The following is a 16948-nucleotide window of genomic DNA, read 5'->3' on the forward strand; positions in this document are numbered from 1 at the left end:
GGCGGGCGAGCGGCGCGGTAGCTGTGGGGCGAGGCCGCCCCCGGCTGGCCCTTCGGACATGCACGAAACGCCAGGTCATCGGTGCGCGGGCGGGATCCTGGGGCACGTCGGCGGGACGCCGCTGGTGCCGCTGCGCCGACTGACCGCGGGGCTGGCGGCGCCGGTGCTGGTGAAGTGCGAGCACCTGAACCCGGGCGGGAGCGTGAAGGACCGGATCGCGGTGGCGATCGCGGACGACGCGGAGGCGCGCGGGCTGCTGCGGCCGGGGATGACGATCGTCGAGGCGACGGCCGGCAACACGGGGGTGGGGCTGGCGCTGGTGGCCGCGGCCCGCGGCTACCGGCTGGTCTGCGTGCTGCCGGAGAAGATGTCGGCCGACAAGCGGGCGGCCCTGGCGACGCTCGGGGCGGAGGTGATCGTGACGCCGAACGCGGCGCCGTCGCACCCTGACAACTTCCGCCGGGTGGCCGAACGCCTGGCCCGCGAGCGCGGGTGGTTCCTGGCCGACCAGTTCAACAACCCGGCCAACGTCGAGGTCCACGCGCGCACGACGGCGGCGGAGATCCTGGCCCAGACGGGCGGGGTGGTCGGGGCGTTCGTGGCCGGGGCCGGCACGGGCGGGACGATCACGGGGGTCGGTCGGGTGCTCAAGAGGGCATGTCCGAAGGTGCAGGTGGTTCTGGCCGACCCGATCGGCTCGGGCCTCGCGCAATGGGTCGAGTCGGGGACGCTCGGGCCCGACGGGGCGTACGCGGTCGAGGGCATCGGCGCGAGCGAGCCGCCGGGCAACCTCGATCGCGCGGTGATCGACGCGGCGGAGCGCGTGTCGGACGCGGAGAGCTTCGCGACGGCGCGCCGGCTGATCGCAGAGGAAGGGCTGCTGGTCGGCGGGTCGGCGGGGACGAACGTGGCGGCGGCGCTGCGCGTGGCGGCCCGCGGGGGGCTCGAGGGGCCGGTGGTGACGGTGCTGCCCGACAGCTGGGACCGCTACCGCAGCAAGCCGTGGTTGCAGCCGCACGCGGTCTAGGCGAGCGGTCGGCCGCGGCAGCGAGGAGACGCGCGTCGGTCGGCGAGCGATCGTGCGAGCCGGGGTCGCTCTCTCGTCGGAGAGAGGACGGCCGCCCGGCGGTGCGCGCGGGATCATTCACGCGAGAGCCGCGAACGCGACCTGGCTGCGATTGTCGCGGCAGCGGAATCAGGAGAGGGAGGCGGATCGCGGCGCGTGGACGCGAACGCGAGGGGTGCGGGGGTCGCGGCAGTGCAATCACGGGAGGGAAGCCGCTCGTCGCGGCGAGGGGACGCGAACGCGAGGGGGGTGCGGCGTCGCGGCAGCGGAATCACGGGAGGGAGGCCGATCGTCGCGATCCACCGACGCTCGCCCGTGCACTCCCGTCGGGCGAGGGGGCGGGCGGCTCAATCGTCGTAGACGAAGGGGATGTCGAGGCCGCCGAAGCGCTCGCCGGTGGTGGGATCGACGAGCTCGAACATCAGGTCGATGTGGCGCACGTCCTCGAGCTCCTCGAAGTAGAGGAAGCCGGTGATCCGCCCGCCGGGGCTGAGGACGCCCTCGGGCAAGGCTCGCTGCAACAGCTCGCCGTCAGGCAGGGGGAAGTGGCGGCAGGAGGTGTAACAATTGCCGTAGTAGTCGGCGCGGAACGGGAAGCTGCCGCCCCACGTGGACAGCGCGGGGTACCACGGCGAGAGGTAGGGGGCGAGGCCGAAGCCCATCGGCGGATAGACGAGGTCGACCGGGCCGTAGGCGACGCCGGTGACGATGACCGGCGGCAAGGCGGCGAAGCGCACGCCCGCCGGGGTGACGAGGGCGAAGTGCTCGTAGCGCAGCTCGAGCGGCCGCTCGCCGCGGTTGGTGAGGGTGACGAGGACGGGGGTGACGAGCTCGTCGAGCTCGGGCGGATGGCCGCGCCAGGCGTCGGCGACGGCGACGAGCTCGACGCCGGCCTGCTCGTCGACGGCCGAGGAGGCGATGCCCGCGACCCGTTTCGACCCGGGCGCAGGCTCGAGGTTGCCCGCGCAGCCGAGCAGCGCGGCGCCAGCGAAGACCAATCGACGGACAGTCGCGACGTTGTGAGGCGGCATGAGGGTCGTGCTCGCCGCAATCGTTGAGCGGTTCGCCCCGGCGGCCACGCGGCGCGCGACGCCCCGGCGGACGCAGGCGCCCTGGCGTCGCCAATAGCGACACGGCGAGCCGCGGCGCGAGCGCAACGTCGCAAACTCGTCACGACCGCGATCGCGTCGCCGCCGATGTGCGGGGCCGGCGATCACCCGCCGGCGGGGCGGATGCGCCCTCCGGACCGCTTGCTCGCCTCCGCGCCGGTGCTATCAGGCCAGGCTGCGCGCGATCCTTCGCGCGAGCAGGCGAGCAGAGGAGGCCTCGATGAAGACGACCAAGCAGCTCCCGGTGCACGAGTGGAAGACGTACTTCGACGCGTTCTCGCGCAAGCACCTGCGGCCGGACGCGGCCGGGATCGTGACGATCCAGGCGGTGTCGCAGCGGATCGGCGACCAGATGTTCGCCGAGAACGCGCGCCTCCTCGGCATCTCCTACGACCCCCACGGGAAGACGCTCGAGGTGCAGCTCGAGGGCTCGGATCACCTGGTGTTCCGGCCGGCGGAGGTCTGGGTGCTCGAGGGCGATCGGGAGGACGTGATCGCGACGTTCGAGCTGGTCCGCGCCGACGGGATCAAGGAGATCTTGCACGTGCAAGGCGGCGGGCCGATCGAGCGCGCGCGGGCGGCCGGAGGGTTCCGGTGACGCCGGAGACGACCCGCCGGATGGCCGGCGGCGCGCTGGCCGTGTCGGCGTTCAGCATCGCGGTGGCCCTCCTGGCGTACTGGCGCGCGGGCGGCCGGCAAGACGCCGAGCGGACGCACGCGGAGATCCGCGCGGCGGTCGAGTCGCTGCGCGAGAAGCAGACGGAGCTGGTGGACCACACGCGCGGGTCGCTCGACGCGGCGTACCAGAACAGCCGCGACCGCCTGACCCGCGTGCGCGAGCTGCTGCGGATCGAGAAGGACCGGGCGGAGGCAGAGCTGAAGCAACAGCTCGACCGGACGGAGGCCGACGTCGACCGGCTGGTGGCGACGGTGGAGCTCGAGGCGCGAAAGACCCGCGACTCGACGATCGCCAGCGCCGAACAGGCCGAGCGGGCGCTGTCGCAGCGGGTGCGGACGATCGAGGGCCGGGTGGCGCTGCTGCGCGCGAAGTACAAGACGCGCCGCGCCGAGGCGCTGGCCGAGGGCCGCGCGTACGAGGAGGCGTTGCGCACGCTGGTCGAGGCGACGGACCTGCTCGACCAGGCGCAGGAGCGCCTGCCCCGCGAATACGACCCGACGGTGGCGTCCCTGCGGATGGCGATGCACGAGGCGCTGACGGCGGTGCAAGACGGGGCGGTCGACATCCGCGCGCGGCTCGAGGAGGCGCTGCGCCAGACGAACTCGCTGGTGCGCACGCTCGAGAACGACGAGGCCGCGGCCGCGGGGTCGGTGGTGCGGTCGCCGGGGCACGCGGCGTCTTGAGGCGCGGCGCGAGGCGTGCGGCGTGCGTGCGGGGCACCCCACACGGTCGCTACGGAACAGCGCCGATGCACGCGCATCGCGGCGCCCGGCGTGCGAATCACTGGAAGCGGACGAACACGCCGAAGCGCCAGACGAAGCCGCGGACGGCGAGGTCGCCGAGGTCGCTGCTGTGGGTCGGGAGCGGGTCGTCGTAGACGTCGGGCTCGGGGCGGACCTTGATCTTGCTGCGGAAGGTGTAGCCGGCGGACAGCTCGAAGCCGGCGGTGGCCCGCGCCGCGCCGCGCCGCGGCAGCCACTTCTTCGGCAAGTACAGCGAGACGCCGGCCTGGGCGTCGGCCATGCCGGTGACGGCCTGCTGGTAGCCGCTGTTGTAGGTGCTGGTCCACGAGGACAGCGACAGGGCGGTGAAGCTGGGGCCGCCGCCGACGTGGGCGAACACGTCGAAGCCTTCGCGCACGACCACGGCGAGGCGGAGGAAGGCCAGCGGCTCGCGGACGGTGATGTCGGCGCCGAAGGCCTGGTAGAGGGTGTTGTAGCTGGCGAAGCGGCGGAAGCTGGCGCCGCCGCCGAGGAAGACGCGGCCGTCGCCGAGGCGGAAGTCGCCGCGGATGGTGCCGCCGGCGTGGAAGGCGGAGCGGTTGTCGTCGAAGGCGCGCCAGGCGGGGTCGAAGTTGACGGTGGTGCCGATGTCGCCGCCGAGGTCGACGCGCCAGCGGATCGGACGATCGGGCCAGGTCCGCTTGCGCGTCGGCGGCGGGGTCGGCGGGCCGGCGCTCGGCGGCGGCGGCTGGGTGACCGCCGGGGGAGGAGGTTGCGTCGGCGCAGCGACCGGCACGGGCATGGGCATCGGCGCGGGCGTGGGCGCAACGGCGGCGGGCGGAGGATCGGCCGGAGCCGGCGTCCACGCCTCGACGGCGGTCGGGGCTTCGGCCTCGGCGGCGCCGCGATCGGTGGCGGCAGGAGCAGCGGCGAATACGAGGGCAAGGACAAGGGACGGCATGTCTCACTCCTGATCGAGCACGCCCTGCAGCAAGAAGCCCCAGTGCACGTGGCTGGTCGATCGCGACGGGTCGGCCGGATCGACGATCGTGAGGTGGCCGGCGGGATCGTCGTGGGTGATGACGATCCGGTCGGGGCCGGGCAAGTAATGGAAGGCGCCGATGGCGTGGTCGAGCAGCATCGACTCGGGGTTCAAGGTCTGGAGGTCGACGGTGCTGACCCACTGCTGACCGGCGGTGCCGAGCAGCAGGCGATCGCCGACGAGGGCGCTGCCGCGCGGGTCGTAGGCGACCTGCGAGGACAGCGGGGTGACCTGTTCTTCGGGGAAGGCGACGACGTAGAGCTTGTTGCCGCTGCCGACCAGGACGCGGTCGTTGTCGAGGACGACGAGCTCGTCGATGCCGGTCTCGATCTTGAGGCGCTTCGGCTTGCGCCCGAGGCTGTCCTCGATGCCGTCGAGGTCGAGGGTGCTGAGCTGGGTGCCGCCGCGGGCCCACACGACGGCCTGCTTGCCGCCGTCGACGTCGCGCAGGAACAGCGACTCGGCGGCGCTGGCGAGCGGGACCGTGAAGCCGCCCTGGGTGCGGATATCGGTGAACACGAGGGCGCCGGCGGCGGCGTCGACGGTGATGAGGTAGGGGACGCTGGGGCTGTCGTAGAAGATGAAGTCGCTGCTGGTCTGGCCGACGGGAATCAAACTGATCTGGGCGGTGAAGCCGCTGCCGTCGCCCTCGGCGACCAGGGTGAGCATGCCGACCTCGCCGCCCTGGGCCGACAGCACGAACAGGGCCGGGTCGACGAACAGGTCGTTGCCGGGCCGCAAGAGGGTGGTGCGCGGGGAGAAGCCGATGTCGCTGCCGAGCGGGACGGCGACCTGATCGAGGGCCGGATCGTCGAGGTCCATCAGCACGACCTCGCTGTCGGCGAGGAAGGCGGCGATGTCGTGGGCGACGCCGCCGATGACGATCGGGGTCTCCTCTCCCTCGACGATCTGGCCAGGGAACTCGACGGCCTTCAAGGTGCCGCCGAAGCCGTTGAGGGTGACGTTCTCGACGCCCTTGCCCGCGAGGTCGACGATGGCGATCTGGTTGGCGTTGTGGAGCTGCTCGGAGCTGCCGTCGCCGCCGAAGTAGAGGATCGCCCGCCGGTGATCGGGGCTCAGCGCGAGCGCGGTGAACGGGGCCTGCACGTCGTAGACGACCGGCTCGCCCTCGCCGTCGGCGGGGAAGCGGTAGAGCTGCTCGTCGATGTCCTCCTCCTTGGCGCTGGCCGGGATCGTGAGCGCGAGGACGGACTTCTGATCGCGGCTGGCGGCGCTCCAGGCGACGACGGTGTGCTCGTCGCCGACGGCCGCGCGCCGGGTGGTGACGCTCTCGCCCTCGGGCAAGACGAACACGACCTCGTCGCGCGCCGGGTCGACCCATACGAGGCCGTCGCGGGTGGTGACCGGCGGGAGCAGCTCGAAGGTGCCCTCGTAGGGGTCGGGCGGGGCACAGGCGCCGGCGAGAAGGGCGAGGGCGAAGACGGAGCGTGGGCGAAGCGGTGGGTGCATGATCAATCCTTCACCGAGTCGTTGAGGACGTAGCCGGTGACGGTCTGGACGTCGCCCTGCGGGTCGACGAAGGTGATCCGGCCGGTGGGGTGCTGCTGCGAGACGAAGATCTTCTCGGTCGGCTCGACGTAGCCGGCGCCCTCGGGCGGCGACCCGAGCAGCAGCGGCTCGACGATGAAGTTGCCGAGGTCGACGAGGTCGACCTTGCGCACGCCGGCGAGGTCGTCGCGCAGCAGCACGGCCGCGCGCCCGCCGTCGGGGGTGAACAGCACGGGCCCCGGGGCGGCCTCGGTGTTCTGCCGCTTGAGCAGCGGGAAGGCGGGGGTGAGGTCGAACAGGCTGTAGGAGAAGGCGGTGGCCGGGTCGGCGCCCGGATCGGCGCCGTGGACGAGGATGGCGTTGCGGCTGTCGGGGGCGATGCCGACGCTGACGACGGGGACCTCGACGAACAGGGTGACGAGGTCCCAGCCGGCGCCGTCGCGCCGCGCGAGGGTGATCCGCTGGCGGGGGTCGGGCAGCGGCGGGCCGTCGTCGCCGGTCGTGGTGGTGGTGGTGGTGCCGGTGGTGGAGTCGTCGCCGGTGCCGCTGGCGGTCGAGTCGTCGCCGGTGGTCGAGGTGGACGAGGACGACGAGGAGGCGTAGACGGCGTGGTCGTCGTTCAGCGGGAGGGCGGGGGCCGGCGCCTCGGTGCGCGCGAACGGGTCGACGGTGGTGTAGAGCAGCATGGTGTCGCCGTCGGCGGCGACGCTGGCGAGGCCGACGTACTCGCCGGGGACGGCGTGCTCCTCGAACTCGCCGGGGCCGAGCGGGAGCGGGACCTCGAGGAAGCGGCTGCCGCCGGGGCCCGGGAGGGTCAGGACGGCGAACGCGCCGGAGCTCGAGACGTCGAGGTCGGTCGGCACGCCGGGGAGGTCGAGGACGGTGAGCTCGCCGCCGGGGAGCTGGGTGACGGCGAGCCACGGCTCGCCGTCGACGCGCGCGAGGGCGATGCCGAGGCCGGCGACGATCTGGACCTCGAGCGTGGCCGGATCGATGCCCGGGTCCTGGACGACGGGGAGGAGCGGCGGCTTGCCGATGGCGCCGAGAGTGGCGAACGGGATGACGTTGACGCCGGCGGCGGTGATGACGTACGCGGTGCTGTCGTCGGGCGCGAACACGACCTCGCGCGGGTGGGCGCCGACGGTCATCTCGTAGGCGGTGCCGGTGGCGACGTCGAGGACGGAGAGCTCCTGGTCGCTGCCGGCGCCGAGCTGCTCGGGGCCGTCGACGTCGTGGTAGACGAACACGAAGTTGCCGCCGGGCGAGACGGCGAGGTTGTTGGCGCCGGGGGTGACGGGGTGAATGCTGACGGTGGTGGCGCCGGCCTCGCTGGTGCGGAGGACGGCGACGTCATGGCTGCCCTGATCGAGGACGACGACGCTGCCGGCGTCGCCCGCCTGCCCGGGGACCGGCTGGACGACGGTGGGGCCCTGGCCGACCTCGACGACGTCGATGACGAGGTTGGCGGTGTCGATGACGGCGACGGAGTCGGTCGTCTGGCTGGCGCTGTAGACGTACTTGCCGCTGGCCCTGGGGACGCGGAAGTCGCCCTCGTCCTCGGTCTCGGGCGGCGGGTCGCCGGTCGTCGGCGCGCCGTCGGTGCCGCCGGTGCCGCCGCCGTCGGTGCCGCCGGGTCCGGTGATGCCGGGGCCGTAGCTGTCGGTGTAGTAGCCGCTGGAACTGCCGTCGTTGCCGCAGGCGACGAGGAGGCTGAGACAGACGGGCCACATCGAGACGGGGTGCCGGGGCATCGGGCGAATCTCCAGGAGGTTCGAGGCGGCGCGCGAGACGGGCTCGCGCGAGGGGCCGCCGGTGGAGTAACCGGGGACGGCGGAGAAATTGCGGGCGACGAAATTTTCGTGCCGCCGCGACGCGAGCGGGCGAGGCTGCGCAGGTCAGTCCTTGACCGAGTCGTTGAGGACGTAGCCGGTGACGGTCTGGACGTCGCCGTCGGGGCCGATGAAGGTGATCCGGCCGGTCGGGTGGGCCTGCGAGACGAACACCTTCCGCGTCGGGTCGACGTAGCCGGCGCCCTCGGGCGGGGAGCCGAGCAGCAGCGGCCGGACGATGAAGTTGTCGAGGTTGACGAGGTCGACCTTGCGCAGGTCGGCGAGGTCGTCGCGCAGCAGGACGGCGGCGCGGTCGCCCTCGGGGGTGAAGAGGATCGGGCCGGGCGGGGCGAGGGTGGTCTGCCGCTTGAGCAGCGGGAAGGCCGGGGTGAGGTCGAACAGGCTGTACGACCAGGCGGCCGCGGGGGCGGCCGGATCGGCGTCGTGGACGAGGATCGCGCTGCGGCTGTCGGGCGCGAGGCCGACGCTGACCAGCGGGACTTCTACGAACAGGGTGACGAGGTCCCAGGCGTCGCCGTCGCGCCGCGCGAGGGTGATCCGCTGACGCGGGTCGGGCTGCAGGCCGCCGTCGTCGTCGCCGCCGGTGGTGGTCGTGGTGTCGGTGTCGCCGGTGCTCGCGGCGAACACGGCGTGGTCGCCGACGAGCGGGAGGTCGGAGGCAGAACCCTCGGTGCGCGCGAACGGGTTGACGGTGGTGTAGAGCAGCATGGTGTCGCCGTCGGCGGCGACGCTGGCGAGGCCGACGTACTCGCCCGGGACGTCGTGCGGCACGAACATGCCGGGGCCGAGCGGGAGCGGGACCTCGAGGACGGTGCTGCCGCCGGCGCCCGGGAGGGTGAGGACGGCGAAGTCGCCGGCAGGGGCGACGTCGAGGTCGGTGGGCACGCCGGGGAGGTCGAGGACGGTGAGCTCGCCGCCGGGGAGCTGGGTGATCGCCAGCCACGACTCGCCGTCGACGCGCGCGAGGGCGAGGCTTTCGGCGGCGACGATGTGGACCTCGACGCGCGCCGGATCGACGCCCGGATCGGCGACGACGGGGAGCAGCGGCGGCTTGCCGACGTCGCCGAGGGCGGCGAACGAGACGACGTTGACGCCGGCGGCGGTGACGATCCAGGCGGTGCTCTCGTCGGGGGCGAACACGACGTCGCGCGGGTGGGCGCCGACGGTCATGCGGTGGGCGACGCCGGTCGCGAGGTCGAGGACGGTGAGCTCCTGGTCGCTGCCGGGGCCCTGCTGCTCGGGGCCGTCGACGTCGTGGTAGACGAACACGTAGTTGCCGCCGGGCGAGACGGCGAGGTTGTTGGCGCCGGGGGTGACGGGGTGAATGGTGACGGTGGTGACGCCGGCCTCGCTGGTGCGGAGGACGGCGACGTCGTTGCTGCCCTGATCGAGGACGACGACGCTGCCGGCGTCGCTCGCCTGGCCGGGGATCGGTTCGACGACCGTGGGGCCCTGGCCGACCTCGACGACGTCGATCACGAGGTTGGAAGTGTCGATGACGGCGACCGAGTCGGTCGACTCGCTGGCGCTGTAGACGTACTTGCCGCTGGCCCGGGGGACGCGGAAATCACCGTCGTCCTCGGTCTCGGGCGGCGGCGGCTCGCCGGCGGTGGTGGCGTCGGTGCCGACGCCGTTGCTGGCCCCGCTGGTCCAGCCGCCCTCGGTGGCGCTGAGGAAGCCGTCGCCGGCCCCCTCGTAGGAGGCGGAGCAGCCGGCGAGAGACGAGGCGAGGCCCAGGGGCAGCGTCCACGAAGGTCGCAGAGGCTTCATAAGCGAGTTCCAGTCAGGTCAAGGCAAAGAAAAGGAAAGGAGCCTCGATGCTAGCCCGGGGCCGAGGGGCCAGCAAGCGAGGCCGCCGAGGCGCGCAGGGCCGCGCCGGAACGGCGGACGGCGGCAAGCCGGCCGGAGCTCGCGCCAGCGGCCGGCGAGCAGGCGTCCGCGGAGCGGGGCGGCGCTCCGGCCGGACGGGTCTCGGTCAGGGACGGGCGGCGTCGCGGCGCGCGACAGGACGGGGGCTGCGGGCCGCGGTGCCTGCGGGACATGTCGAAGGAGGCATGCTCGAAAGGGCATGCTCGATGGGACATGCCTTTCGAGACAGGCTCAGTGCTCGGCGAGGACGACCACGCGATCGCCGGCGCCGAGGCGGATCCGCTCCGACTTGCGCGGGTTGAGGACGACGCCGTAGGCGTGCTCCGGGTCGTGGGCGCGGGCGGCGAGGCGGTAGCCGAGGGCGATCTCGCCGCGCCGGGCGGCGGCCTCGACGACGGCGTAGAAGTCGATGTCGGCGCCGGGCTGGACGTAGTCGCGGGCCGGCTTGAGGTAGATCTCGTGGCCCTCGGGCGACAGCAGGTCGTCGAGCACGGCGGCGATCCGCTGGTTTTCGCTGATCTGCGAGACGACCAGCGAGACGAGGGTGTTGCTGATGATGAAGTCGTCGGCCTCGGTGACGGCGGCGAGGTCGCGGTTCTGACCGTCGAGCATCTCGCTGGTGATCGGGACCGACTTGCCCTGGCGGCGCAGGATGTCGCGCAGGTGCAGGAGGGTGATCATGGTCCGCGAGTCGGTCATCTCCTGCGTGCGGCCCTCGGTCTCGGCGAGCACGAGGATGTTGTCGAAGCCGGCGACGTCGAGGCCGTCGAGGACGGCGCGGTCGGTGACGTCACCGACCCGCACCTGCACCTGCATGTGCTCGAGCTCGTCGCCGCCGAGCCGGGCCTCGAGGTGCCGCGCCTCGCCGACGACGAGGACGGTCGAGCCGGGGGCGACGTAGGCGTCGAGCTCGCGCAGCACGAGCGGGAGGAGCTGGCTCTCGCCGAGCACGAGGGTCCGCTCCGGCTTCGGGGTGGCGTGCGGGTGCAGCGGCGCGAGCACGTCGTCGGCGACCGGGGTCGGCCGGCCGTTGGCGACCACGGTGTCGTCGTCGCGGCTGATGGCGATGACCTGATCGCCGGGCTCGAACCGGCGGTGAAGCGGCGGCGGCATCAGCCGCTCGCCCGCGGCCGTGTAGATGCCGACCAGCGCGCTGTCCTCGTAGGCGAACAGGGCCTCGCGGAAGGTCTTGCCGACCAGCTGCGGCTGGGGCTGGATGTAGAGCTCGTCGCCGCTGAACGACAGGAGCTCGGTGTAGACGACCGAGAGCCCCGACTGCCGCCCGGTCTGCACGAGCACGCGGCTGACCAGCGGCGGGGTGAGGATCAGGCCGGCGGCGTCGCCGACGACCATGCGCGCGACCGAGAGGGTCTTCTCGCTCTTGATCTCGGCGACCACGTGCGGCTGCTTGCCGGCCTTGTCGCCGGCCTTGGCGACCGCGAGCAAGGTCTTGAGGACGACGGTGTCGGCCTCGGGCCCGTCCGGCGACATGACGATGACCGAGCGCGCCTCGCCGAGGTTGACGAGGTCGAGGTCGCGCCGCACCAGCGGGCTGCCGGTGCGCGTGACGACCCGCATCGGCACGTCGCCGAGGACGCTGCGCAGCTCGTCGTCCATGGCGACCTTGTCGTGCTCGGCGAGGATGACCACGGAGGCGCCCGGGCGGTTGGCGTTCGCCTCGGCGAGCTCGGCGAGGAGGGCGTGGATCTTGCCGGTCCAGCCGAGGATGACGGTGTGGTCGCGCTCGATGACGACGCTCCGACCCTTGCGCAGGCGATCGAGGATCTCGCCGAAGCCGCCGGTCAGGACGCCGATCAGGGCCGAGAACACGAAGATGCCGCCGAACGAGACGGCGAGCATGATGAAGAGGAAGCTCCACGAGCCGACGTCGCTGCCGACGGCCCCGGGATCGATGGCGTGCATCAGCCCGAGCCACACGAGCCGCCCGAACGAGACCGGCTGTCCGTCGCTGCCCTGCGGGCTGAGCCCGGTGAGGGTGAGCAGGGTCGAGGTGACGAGGATCAGGATCAGGGTGACGATCGCCAGCATGGCGATCTGCGAGCCGACCCCGCGCGCCATGGCGTTGTCGAATCGATAGCGCAGCCTCTGCCTCAATGTCGCGCGTGGCACGGTCGCGGCGCGTTCTATCACAACGGCAGGCGCACGCCGCGGCGATCTTTCGGCGGCGCGCCGGGGGACGGTGATCCTGTCCGTGGCGACAGGTGATCGGTGCACGAGGGACCGGTGCAAACGCTGCGAGGCGAGGCGGCGGGTGCTCGCGCCGCGTGTACGTGCACGCGTGGCGGCAGCGCGGGCGCGAGTCCACCAAGGCAGAGTTCGCCGGGGGAGCGGCGACCCGCACGCGGGAGGGTCGAGCCGCGAGGACGGGTCAGCGCCGCGCCGCGCCCTCGGCCGCCTCGGCCCGCGCCGGCCGGCCGTGGCGGGTGCCCCACTCGGCGAGCGCGTGGACGGCCGCGTTGAGGGCGGCGCCGGCGGGCGTCAGCGAGTACTCGACGCGCGGCGGGACCTCGGGGTGCGCCTCGCGATGCACGACGCCGTCGTCCTCGAGCTGGCGCAGCTGCTCGAACAGAATCTTCTCGCTGATGCCGGGCACGAGCCGCCGCAGCTCGCCGAAGCGGAGCGGCCGCGCGTGCAATTGCCAGAGGATCGCCGGCTTCCACTTGCCGCCGATGATGTCGAGGGCCGCGCCGAGCCCGCAGGTCTCGCCTCGCGTCGTCTTTGTCATGCGTGCTTCCTCGGGGTCCGATTCGCAGGACCACTTACGTAATTGTAAGTACTTGTCGCGGTCGATCGCGGCGCGCATGTTGTCCCCGTCGCACCGGCTGCGACGAAAGGATGGACATGGGCGATACGACGATCATCGGTTCGGGTGAGATGGGCTCCGCGCTGGCGCGGGCGCTGCTGCGCGGCGGATTCTCGGTGACGGTCTGGAACCGCACGACGGCGAAGGCGGAGGCGCTGGTGGAGGAGGGGGCCACGCTCGCCGCGAGCGCGGCCGCGGCGGTGTCGGCGAGCCCGATCGTCATCGTCTGCGTGTCGAACTATGCGGCGACGCGCGAGCTGCTGCAAACCCCCGCGGTCGCGGAGGCGCTGGCGGGCCGCGTGCTGGTCCAGCTGAGCACCGGCACGCCGAAGGAGGCGCGCGAGCTCGGCGCGTGGGCCCGGGCGCGCGGCGCCGATTACGTGGACGGGGCGATCCTGGCGTGGCCGCGGCAGATCGGCGGGCCGTCGGCGGTCATCCTGGTGTCGGGCGAAGCGCCGGCGCTGGCGCGCGCGGAGGTGGCCCTGCGCTGCCTCGCCGGCGGCCTGACGCCGATGGGCGCCGAGCTCGGCTCGTCGGCGGCGCTGTTCGCCGCGGTGCTGGCGTACCTGGCGATGCGCTGGATCGGCATCTGTCACGGCGCCCGCATCTGCGAGGCCGAGGGCCTCGGCGTGGCCGGCTTCGGCGAGGTGCTGGCGGGCCTGGCGGGCGCGCTGGCGGAGGACGCGAGGCACATGGGCGAGGTCATCGCCACCGGCCGGTTCGACCGCCCGGAGAGCACGCTGGCGACGGCGGGCGGCGACGTGGCGCGGCTGGTGCAGCACGCGGAGGAGGCGGGGATCGACGCCGAGGTGCCGCGGTTCGCGGCGAGCCTGTTCCGGCGGGCGATCGCGGCCGGTTACGGGGCGGAGGAGCACGCGGCGCTCGTCAAGGTGCTGCGCAAGGCCGGCGGAGCGGCGAGTCGCGCGGCGCGGAGCGATGCCGCGGGGTGGGGCGACGCTGCGGTGAATGACCTTCAGGACATGTGATGACATTCGCCGCGAGGCGCGTGCGCGCGAGGGGGCGCGGCCGCGGGCGCCCGCGGAGGGGGCGGGAATGCCCGCGGTGCCCGCTGCCCCCGATCGCGCGCGTGCGTCAACATACGAGTCGCGGCGCAATTGGCCGAGGGCCGCCGATCACTGGTGTTTTAATCGGCGAAGATCACGGGGCGCGTGCGCGGACGCGGACGCCCAAGATCTCGTGCTTCGCGGCCGATGTCGAGAGGAACACCGTATGCGCAATTCGACCCGTCCATCGTTCGTCCTGCCCGGCGCCGCTGCGCTCGCGGTCTCCGGCCTCTTCGCCCTGGCGCCCGCCGACGCGGCCGCGGCCGGCAAGCAGGTCCGGATCCACGTACAGGCCCCGGTCGACTTCCACAACCCCCTGGCGACCCGCCTCGACTCGCTCGAGCACTACGGCGCGGCGCTGTTCGACCAGAGCTTCGAGATCCCCTACGACCCGCTCGAGGAGCTGATCGACGACAAGCTCGACGAACTGGTGCCGAACAAGATCGGCGACACGGTGGTGTGCACCGATCCGTGCCCCGATGTGACGTGGAGCATCCGGATCCAGCCGACCTTCAAGTTCACGAAGAAGAACCAGCCGGTGGTGACGAAGATCGGGCCGTCGGGCGACGCGCGGGTCAAGGTCGAGCTGAGCACCCAGGCGAAGGTGTCGGTCCACGCCGATGTCCACGCGGAGACGTGGTTCGACAGCGTCGACGTGCCGGTCGACGTGTTCGTGGTCGTCGGCGTGAAGGCGTCGGTCGAGTTCGGGTTGTGGCCGAAGATCGACCCGAAGCCGGTCCAGCTCGAGTTCACCCTCGACGACAAGAACATCGACCTCGAGCTCAACGGCACGGCGGTGGGCCTGGGCATGAAGTGGGGCACGATCATCGGCCTGTCGCCGGTCGGGCTCCTGGTCGGCGGGCCGATCCTCGGGCCGCTGCTGGCGATCCTCGGCGACGAGGCGGCCGACGTCGCCGAGCAGCGGGTCAGCCAGGTGTTCTACGACCGCACCGAGCAGCTGCTCGCCGAGGCGACGCGCGGGCTCGAGGACATGGTCAACGACTACATCGAGCCGTACGTCCAGCAGGTCCACGACATCAAGGACAAGCTGCTGAACAAGCCGATCAAGGGGACGGGCAAGTCGGTCGGGCAGCTGCTCGGGAAGCTCGGGGCGTCGATCGAGCTGCACACGGTGACGCCCGACGGCGGGTTCGCAGCGTCGGCGCTCGTCCGCATGACCGGGGCGCCGGCGGGCGGGAAGATCCACGGGTCGGTGCGCTTGCCGAAGAAGACCTGCGAGTACGCGAAGGTCCACGGCGGGCCGCTCAAGGGCGCGACGATCCCGCTGGGCCTGGTGGACGCGAACCAGGACCTGCAGGCGAAGGTCGGGCAGGCGTGCTCGGCGGTGCTCGGGGCCGACGGCATCGCGCGCCAGGTGTACCTCGGCGCGAGCCCCCGCACGGTGCTCGGGGCGACGGCGCAGAGCCTGCCGTCGTGGAAGCCTTCGGGGTCGCTGACGTGGAAGGGCAACCTGGTCGCCGAGGCGGACTGGTACGCGTGCAAGTTCGAGATCGCCGGGCTGCCCGACGCGGCGGTGGTCGAGCTCGAGACCGGCGGGGCGGTGGCGGCCCACCACGTGGCGGCGAAGGACCGCTTCCTCGAGGTCACCGCGGCCGGCAAGAGCCTGGTGTTCAACGAGCTGCTCGCCCCGCTGCCGCTCGAAGGCGGCAACGGGCAGGTGATCCTCGGCGGCGCCGGCAAGTGCGGCGGCGGCGGCGGCGGGAAGGGCGTGGCGCCGAGCAAGCTCAAGGAGCTGAAGGACATGCTCGACCCCTCGAAGTGCCCGCAATGCGGGATCGTCCGCAAGCCGGGGTCGGAGCACGTCATCGAGATCACGAACGGCGACGCGTTCGCCAAGACGAACTTCGGCAAGGATCTGGTCCAGCAGGTCAACACGGCCCGCGCGAGCAAGCTGAACCCGAGCCAGACGCCGAGCGTGAAGCCGGGTGCGGTGAAGCCGGGCATGCAGCGGTGAGGCCGGGCCCGCGCGCGACCGCGGGCGCGGTCGCGACGGGGCGGGCGCGTGGCGCTGTCACGATGCGGCGGCCTCGCGTGCGGTGATGCCGGCATGGCCGCGATCGCGGCCTCGCGCCCGCATGCGCGATCGCGACGGAGCGGGCGAATGGCGCTGTCACGATGCGGTTGTCTCCCGCGCGGTGATGCTCGCGGGAGTCCTCGCGTCGCGCGCGAGGCCGCATTCGCGGCGGCGCGGTCACGCGCGCGGGCGCTGCGGTGCGCGCGCAGATGGATCGCGGGCCCACCCAGGATATGTTCGAAAGGACATGTCATGCCAATCGCGACGGCCCGGTCGGCGAGCGAGCGGCGGTGGTGATCGGGGTCGCAATCGCGGGGGCGCCGCCGGGCCACGGTGTGGGGATGCGATTCGACGCAGCTCCAGGGACGATGGCGCGGGCGACCGCGGGGATCGAGGCGGTCGAGGTCAAGCAGACGGTGGCGGCGCACGCCCACGCGCGCGCGCTGGCGGTGCTCCAGCTGCGGCCGCAGGAGGCGCTGTGGCGGCGCCTGTTCTTCTACGACACGCCCGGGCTCGACCTGCACCGCTGCGGGGTGGTGCTGCGGGCGCGCGCGACGGTGGGCGAGCCGGACGACTCGACGGTGAAGATCCGCCCGGTCGACCCGAGCCGGGTCGAGCGCTGGCGCGGGGTGCCCGGGTTCAAGCTCGAGGCCGACATCGTCGGGACGACGGTGATCCGCTCGGCGTCGTTCACGGTCCGCCAGGGACGCGACGAGATCGACGCGGTCGCCCGCGGGGAGCGGGCGGTCGCCAAGCTGTTCTCGCAGGCGCAGGAGGCGTTCCTGCGCGCGCTGGCGCCGGAGCCGATCGAGCTGTCGGAGCTGCTGTCGCTCGGGCCGGTGCACGCGCGCCGCTGGCAGGTGCGCCACCCGGGGCTGCCGCACCGCGTGTGCGCGGAGGCGTGGCGGATGCCGGACGGGGGCTCGCTGCTCGAGCTGTCGATCAAGGCCGATCCGGCGGCCGCTGCCTCGGCTTCGGCGGGGTTCTCGGGGTTCCTCGCGGAGCTCGGGATCGCGGTCAGCGAGACGCCGGAGCCGAAGACGCGCACGGCGCTGTCGTCGCTGGTCGCGGAATCGCTGCGGTGAGGTCCCTGTGACGCGGTGCCTCGACCCGAGGCGCCAGGCCAGGCGAGGAGCCGCTGCGAACCCGCCAGTGCTCGCGAGCCAGACTCCGTATAGC

At 72.9% G+C, this 16948-nt stretch carries 13 protein-coding genes; 6 read left to right on the plus strand and 7 right to left on the minus strand.

The features are described from left to right. Positions 1–58 precede the first annotated feature (58 nt). Positions 59–1027, plus strand: coding sequence for a PLP-dependent cysteine synthase family protein (locus NAEX_RS41160; RefSeq protein WP_096332928.1), 969 nt, complete (start codon positions 59–61; stop codon positions 1025–1027). A gap of 386 nt (positions 1028–1413) precedes the next feature. Here NAEX_RS41160 and NAEX_RS41165 read toward each other — a convergent pair whose 3' ends face one another. After that, positions 1414–2064 carry a hypothetical protein gene (locus tag NAEX_RS41165; protein WP_096332929.1) on the minus strand — a complete coding sequence of 217 codons (651 nt, stop codon included), beginning with the start codon at positions 2062–2064 and terminating at the stop codon, positions 1414–1416. A 331-nt stretch (positions 2065–2395) separates the two neighbouring features. On the opposite strand from NAEX_RS41165, the gene NAEX_RS41170 reads away from it, so the two are divergent. Both NAEX_RS41170 and NAEX_RS41175 read left to right on the plus strand, forming a co-directional pair. Then, a complete protein-coding gene (locus NAEX_RS41170; protein ID WP_096332930.1) occupies positions 2396–2773 on the plus strand; it encodes a DUF5335 family protein in 378 nt (125 codons plus the stop codon). Beyond that, positions 2770–3537: a coiled-coil domain-containing protein gene (locus NAEX_RS41175; RefSeq protein ID WP_096332931.1), complete on the plus strand. Its 768-nt coding sequence runs from the start codon at positions 2770–2772 to the stop codon at positions 3535–3537. Before NAEX_RS41170 ends, NAEX_RS41175 begins: the two co-directional genes overlap by 4 nt. Positions 3538–3634: 97 nt before the next feature. Here NAEX_RS41175 and NAEX_RS41180 read toward each other — a convergent pair whose 3' ends face one another. From NAEX_RS41180 to NAEX_RS41205, 6 genes are all read right to left on the minus strand, one after another. Continuing rightward, positions 3635–4537, minus strand: a complete 903-nt coding sequence (locus tag NAEX_RS41180) for a hypothetical protein (protein ID WP_096332932.1) — start codon at positions 4535–4537, stop codon at positions 3635–3637. A gap of 3 nt (positions 4538–4540) precedes the next feature. Beyond that, positions 4541–6088, minus strand: a complete 1548-nt coding sequence (locus NAEX_RS41185) for a hypothetical protein (protein WP_096332933.1) — start codon at positions 6086–6088, stop codon at positions 4541–4543. Positions 6089–6090: 2 nt separating this feature from the next. Continuing rightward, positions 6091–7878 (minus strand): YncE family protein, encoded by a 1788-nt coding sequence (locus tag NAEX_RS51525; protein ID WP_096332934.1) that lies wholly within the window; start codon positions 7876–7878, stop codon positions 6091–6093. A gap of 144 nt (positions 7879–8022) precedes the next feature. Then, the gene (locus NAEX_RS41195; protein ID WP_096332935.1) at positions 8023–9747 is read right to left on the minus strand and encodes a YncE family protein; all 1725 of its coding nucleotides are present in this window, start codon (positions 9745–9747) and stop codon (positions 8023–8025) included. Positions 9748–10077: 330 nt separating this feature from the next. After that, positions 10078–11925, minus strand: a complete 1848-nt coding sequence (locus NAEX_RS41200; RefSeq protein WP_096332936.1) for a CASTOR/POLLUX-related putative ion channel — start codon at positions 11923–11925, stop codon at positions 10078–10080. A gap of 310 nt (positions 11926–12235) precedes the next feature. Continuing rightward, complete coding sequence (locus NAEX_RS41205) at positions 12236–12592, minus strand: winged helix-turn-helix transcriptional regulator (protein ID WP_096332937.1); 357 nt, start codon at positions 12590–12592, stop codon at positions 12236–12238. Between the two features lie 116 nt (positions 12593–12708). On the opposite strand from NAEX_RS41205, the gene NAEX_RS41210 reads away from it, so the two are divergent. From NAEX_RS41210 to NAEX_RS41220, 3 genes are all read left to right on the plus strand, one after another. Next, a complete protein-coding gene (locus NAEX_RS41210; protein WP_096332938.1) occupies positions 12709–13656 on the plus strand; it encodes an NAD(P)-dependent oxidoreductase in 948 nt (315 codons plus the stop codon). 244 nt (positions 13657–13900) lie between these two features. After that, the gene (locus NAEX_RS41215; RefSeq protein ID WP_096332939.1) at positions 13901–15709 is read left to right on the plus strand and encodes a hypothetical protein; all 1809 of its coding nucleotides are present in this window, start codon (positions 13901–13903) and stop codon (positions 15707–15709) included. Positions 15710–16110: 401 nt separating this feature from the next. After that, a complete protein-coding gene (locus NAEX_RS41220; RefSeq protein WP_143140677.1) occupies positions 16111–16854 on the plus strand; it encodes a hypothetical protein in 744 nt (247 codons plus the stop codon). Positions 16855–16948: the final 94 nt, after the last annotated feature.

The organism is Nannocystis exedens, from assembly GCF_002343915.1.
GTDB classification, from domain to species: Bacteria; Myxococcota_A; Polyangia; order Nannocystales; family Nannocystaceae; genus Nannocystis; species Nannocystis exedens.